Source organism: Pedobacter sp. 05L430, assembly GCF_056397585.1.
On the sequence record NZ_JBFTNT010000275.1, the window covers coordinates 1 to 5728 of the forward strand.

A 5728-nucleotide genomic window follows, 5' to 3' on the forward strand; every position below is an offset into this window, starting at 1 on the left:
GTATCCGGCATTTCATAGTAATAAGAAACGCTTTCTTTTTGAACGTGTAATAGGTGTGGACTTTAGTGATAATAAAGTAGATGGAAAACCAATAGAGATGCTTTAGATCTCGGATAATTTTCATATTCATTATGCAACATTATAATATTTTAGATGTCTTGTTGGTGTATACAATGAAATAAACAATCATGATCAGATTAACAATTCTCCTTTGCGTTATACTACTTCAAAGTGGTTTAAGTTTTTGTCAGCAATTATCAAAAGCCGATTATTTTCAAGATCTGCAATATTTAAAAGATACGCTGTCTAAGCGGCACATCAATCTGTTTGCCAAGATCAGTAAAGAAGATTTTGATAAAAACATAGCTTCAATTAAATCCCGGTTAACAGATTCCGATAATGAGAAATTTACTACTGAACTTTTCAAACTCACTGTTGCTATTCGCGATGAACACACCCATATAGAACCGGTTTTTACCAAAGTTGTACCTATTAGGTTTAACAAGTTTATTGAAGGAATATATGTAACAGCAACAGACACAGCCAATGCTGACGTGCTACTTTGCCAGCTAACTGCGGTGAATGGACATGCCATTAATGAGGTGATGAGTCGTTTCAAAGAGATCATACAAAGTGAAAATCCTTCATTCTTTGACACAGGTTTTTTGCGTTTCATTAATAATCCTCTTATTTTGAAAGGTTTACAGATTACCAGCAATTCAGATGAGACTACATTTGATTTCACCGATCTAAATGGTAAAAAGATTCAACGAGTCATTAAATCTGTGGCTGGCGCAAACGTCGATAATTTGCCGTTGGTAGAAGCGAAAAACATGCTGCTTTCCAAAAAGAAAAAAGGAAATTACTGGTACAACTATGATGAAGGAACTGGTACGTTGTATTTCAATTACAACAAATGCCAGGAGCAAGAGGGATACCCATTTTCTGCCTTTAACGATGAACTCTTTGCTGCGATCATTAAAAATAAGCCTAAACGCCTTGTTATTGATCTGCGTGATAATGGTGGCGGTAATTCGGGTATTTTAACCCCTTTTATTGAACGTATTGAGCAAAGCCATTTAAACACTAAGGGGAAGTTTTATGTACTCATTGGAAAGCGAACCTTCTCATCGGCATTAATGAATGCAGTAGCGCTTAAGCGGGGCACTAAAGCAATCTTGTTGGGAGAGGCAACTAGTGGGAGCGTAAATCATTATGGAGAAGTAAGGGGTTTTAGGCTACCTCATACCAAAATTGTTATTGGCTATTCTACCAGGTACTGGGAAACCTGGAAGGGATATGATGGGCCTCTGAGGCCAGATATACCAATTACTTACTCCGTAAACAACTACGCAAAAGGAATGGACGAGGCAATGATTTATGTTGATAAAGCACGATAGAAACATTGTTGAAACACAAATAAGTTACCATGACTAATCGAATTGAAAATACAATTACAATAAACGCCTCTCCGGCAATAGTATGGGGAACTTTAACCCAACCCATGTTAATGAGGCAATGGATGGGAGAGCCGGAAATGGAAATAGAAGTTCATACCGATTGGCAAATTAATGGTCCAATTCTTATTAGTGGATTTCATCATATAAAGTTTGAAAATAAGGGGATCGTTTTACAGTATGACATAAACAGCGTTCTTGAATATAGTCATTTTAGCTCTGTATCGAGACTTGTGGACATACCTCAAAACTATTCAATCCTAAGATTTACATTAACACCTATAGAAAACCAGACGATATTAACGTTAGCAATCGAAAATTTTCCTACAGAAACTATATTTAAACATCTTGAATTTTATTGGAGAACTACCATTATGTTGATAAAGGAATTTATTGAAAAACAATTGGAGGTAATACCACCAACAACAATTAGTAGGTGAATATAAAAAATCTGTCGTCCTAATTTGTTTGTTTGAATCAAACCTATATATGTTAGTCGAAACAAGATATGTATGTAACGGACTAATATTATATTTTTGCGAAATCTTCAAAATAGTTGGAGCATTTAGCACCGAGTGCTTTGTTAGACAAAAACTGGTAATTTTAAAATAAAAACAGAGGGATAGGTGAAATGTACTCACGTGTAAAATGCGTGGGCACACTATTCGTTGTTATGGGTATACCAGTACCTAGTCTAGCGGATATGTTGGGTACCGCGCTTTTTGCATTAATAAAGCAAATCCCTAACTACCTCCTTCAAAGTTTCATATAATATCAGCCATGATTATTAAATATGGAAATACGTATCGCAATTCTTTACTCGCTTATTCTCGATCATTCTGATTGAGTTTTTCTAGTGCGGGGTCCTGAAACGAGTTCAGGATGACTACTGTTTTAAAGCAACAAGAAAGTTAACAAAACAGCATTAAAAAACGAATTAACTCTTCGTAATGGCCATGCTTTGCCTAAAAATTCATCCTTAAGAACATGAACGAGAAAAAGATTGAATCCTGATAAGCTGCAGGAAATAAGATGTTACAAATTATTTGTACCTCAACTACAGATAGCAAATTTCTACACCATTATGCAACAGAGTTTAAAACTGGAATTTCCTGATTCTGTCGGGTAAATGTGTTATAGCCACTAATATAAAGTTATCAGACAAAATACACCTGAAAAAGTATTTATATCTGCTTTCATTGTTATGTTCCGAAAAAATTGAGGTTCCTGAATTTGAAAGTGTATTTGTCCAAATTAGGGCTCAGGATGAGTATTGGTTGTCGGGAAAGTTTGATGAGAAAATTGGGAAGGTTTTAGATACGCTCTATCTTGATGTGAGAGATTACTCACTCGATTATTTGTACGACTGCAATGATTTTGTTAATGTTAATCTGATCAGTTTTAATGAAGGTGAAGTGAAAAGCAGAGCAGAGGAAGCTTTGAAGAAGTTAAAGGCCTTTAAATAAACCGGTAAATACAATGCAAGCATAGTAAAATTTTGGCCCGGACATTCAACCTTTTTGCCTTTTTTTTGATTAGTTCAAACGCTTCGAACCTGGTGCCACTCTGGTTCGCTACATGTTCGGCTCTGGTCGAACGAGGTACGAACAATGTCGGTCTCAGAGTGTAGCAAAAACTGACTATATTATAAGCCGCAAAACGCTTACTTTCTCAACCTAAAACCAAGCCAAAACTCATCCGATTTTTGGGTAATCAATTGGAAGTTTTTAACATCAATTGAGGAGTATTAGCCACTGGTCTGACACCCAAACCTCACAGGAGCTAAACCGGGGTTTCATATGTGTGTACACCAGTCACATACCTGTTAAACACCCAAAGGATTCCCGAAACCTGATCCTGGTTTCTCTGGCCGAATTTCAATACAAACAATTTTAGTGGAATTAACAAATAATGTTTGTTTTATTACAATTATTAGTGAAACTGGGTTTGTTCTGTTACAAATCATTTGCTATATCTTTTAAAAGAATTCATCTAATGATGTATAAAAGATAGAATTAATTGAAAAATACTGCACTTATGAAGGCGCTTTTAAAATAATACATTAATTTAGGCTTATTGAAATTAACACAACACATTATAACTAAAACCAAATATTAAATGAAGCAAACATTAAAACCAGGCTTAGCTGCAATATTTTTACTTGCAATTACAGCATGTAATGAACCAAAAAAAGTTGATTCGAATGTAGCGCAGGCCGATAGTACCGCTGCAACTGTTCAATTGGATAGTACAAAATTCCAAAAGGAAATAGATGGTAAAAAAACCAATCTGTATGTGCTTAAAAATAAAAACAATGTACAGGCCGCCTTTACTAATTATGGTGGCAGACTGGTTAGTTTGCTTGTGCCAGATAAAGATGGTAAACTTGTAGATGTTGTAGTAGGGTTTGATAGTGTTGATGGATTTGCGAATTCTACTGAGCCTTATTTTGGTGCTACAATTGGCCGCTATGGTAACAGGATTGCTAAAGGCAAATTTAGCTTAGATGGTAAACAATATACTTTGGCGCTTAACAACGGACAAAATACTTTACATGGTGGTAAAAAAGGATTCCAGGCGGTAGTTTGGGATGCAGTAATGCCTGATTCGCAAACTTTGGTACTTACTTACTTGTCTAAAGACATGGAAGAAGGTTACCCTGGAAACCTGAAAGTAAAAGTTACTTACAGCCTTAACGATGATAATGAATTGAAAATGGATTATGAGGCTACTACAGATAAGAAAACTGTGGTTAACCTAACCAATCATGCTTTCTTTAACCTGAACGGAGAGGGTAGTGGCGATATTTTAAACCACGATCTTCAAATCTTTGCTGACCTTTATACTCCGGTTGACACTACTTTAATCCCTCTTGGTAAAAATGTAACTGTAAAAGGTACACCATTTGATTTTACAACTGCTACAACTATTGGCAAACGTATTGAAGAAGCTAACGATCAGTTAAAGGCAGGTAAAGGTTATGATCATAACTATGTGTTAAATGGCACTAAAGGATTAGGTATGATCCATGCTGCCACTGTAAAAGGTGATAAATCTGGTGTGATCATGGATATCTATACTCAAGAGCCAGGGTTGCAGTTTTACAGCGGTAACTTTATGCAAGGCAAAAATGTATTTAAAGGCGGTGCAAAGGATGATTTCAGAACTGCACTTGCTTTGGAAACTCAGCATTTCCCTGATTCTCCGAATCAGCCAGCGTTTCCAACCACGGTTTTAAATCCGGGGCAACAGTATAAAACAACTTCTATTTACAAGTTTAGTAAGTAAAAGGTAAGTAATTAATGAGGGGTTAACACGATCGTGTTAACCCCTCATTAATTAATACGATTATGCATTCTTTATAAGAATAGTTTCCAATACGTTCGCAAGGTCATCGCATTTATCAGAAGCGATTTCCATACTTTGCAGTACCTCTTTCTGTTTAATCAATTCAATAGCATCAGCTTGGTGGTCAAATAAATTGCCTACTGCGGTATTGCAAATATGATCTGCTGTGCTTTCTCCCTTATTAATCTTAATACATATCTCAGCAATAAGCCTGGTGTTTTTAAAGTTCCTAAGTTCAGCTATGGCGATATTTAAATCCTTGCACATCTCTAAAAGCAGTTCGGCCAGTTCTATCATTGGCTTGCTTATGTTTTTTAGATTGTATAAGTCCATATTCATGGCTGCTGCATAAATATAATCGGCAATATCATCCAGAGAACTTGCCAGGGCATGTATATCTTCCCGGTCAAACGGGGTGATAAATATTTTACTTAAGCCCAAAAGGATGTGATGTGTAACATCGTCGCCTACTTGTTCCAATCTTGCAATTTCTTTAATGTGTACTTTTCTGTCTTCCTGATCAGGAGTGTTTACTGCAAGAACAAGCGTTTTGGCAATTTGCACAAGGTTGTTGCCTGCCTGCTCAAACATGGGTTGAAATGTTTTGTCTTTAGGACTAAAAAAATTAAATACAGAGTTCATAGTACTTTTGCTTTTAACAAAAATATCATTGCAATGTTAACGCATTGTGAAGTTTAAGTGCTATTTAACAATGGTTTACATTAAAAATTACCATTTATAACTCATGTTATATATTTTAGTAGAAATTGATCATCGCAATAGTTAAGTATGAGCAAACAGAAGAAGAAAAAAGGGAACGGTAGTTCAAATCCAGATGCAGCTAAACAGGCATTAATGCATCAGAAAAGATTTATTGAGCGTATGGAACTACTTTGCAATGCGCTTGTTGGACCGGGATATTT

General features: G+C 35.8%; 5 protein-coding genes. 4 read left to right on the forward strand and 1 reads right to left on the reverse strand.

What is annotated here, in order from left to right; genetic code table 11:
• The first annotated feature begins 188 nt into the window (after positions 1-188).
• The 4 genes from AC1DG9_RS22290 (at position 189) to AC1DG9_RS22305 (ending at position 4745) form a co-directional block, all read left to right on the forward strand.
• Complete coding sequence (locus AC1DG9_RS22290; RefSeq protein WP_337718207.1) at positions 189-1400, forward strand: S41 family peptidase; 1212 nt, start codon at positions 189-191, stop codon at positions 1398-1400.
• Between the two features lie 29 nt (positions 1401-1429).
• On the forward strand, positions 1430-1897 hold the full coding sequence (locus tag AC1DG9_RS22295) for an SRPBCC family protein (protein ID WP_288883289.1): 468 nt from the start codon (positions 1430-1432) through the stop codon (positions 1895-1897).
• A 732-nt stretch (positions 1898-2629) separates the two neighbouring features.
• Positions 2630-2923, forward strand: a complete 294-nt coding sequence (locus AC1DG9_RS22300) for a colicin immunity domain-containing protein (RefSeq protein ID WP_394367890.1) — start codon at positions 2630-2632, stop codon at positions 2921-2923.
• A 652-nt stretch (positions 2924-3575) separates the two neighbouring features.
• Positions 3576-4745 (forward strand): aldose epimerase family protein, encoded by a 1170-nt coding sequence (locus AC1DG9_RS22305; protein WP_337718209.1) that lies wholly within the window; start codon positions 3576-3578, stop codon positions 4743-4745.
• Between the two features lie 60 nt (positions 4746-4805).
• Here AC1DG9_RS22305 and AC1DG9_RS22310 read toward each other — a convergent pair whose 3' ends face one another.
• A complete protein-coding gene (locus tag AC1DG9_RS22310) occupies positions 4806-5447 on the reverse strand; it encodes a DUF47 domain-containing protein (RefSeq protein WP_172660267.1) in 642 nt (213 codons plus the stop codon).
• Positions 5448-5728: the final 281 nt, after the last annotated feature.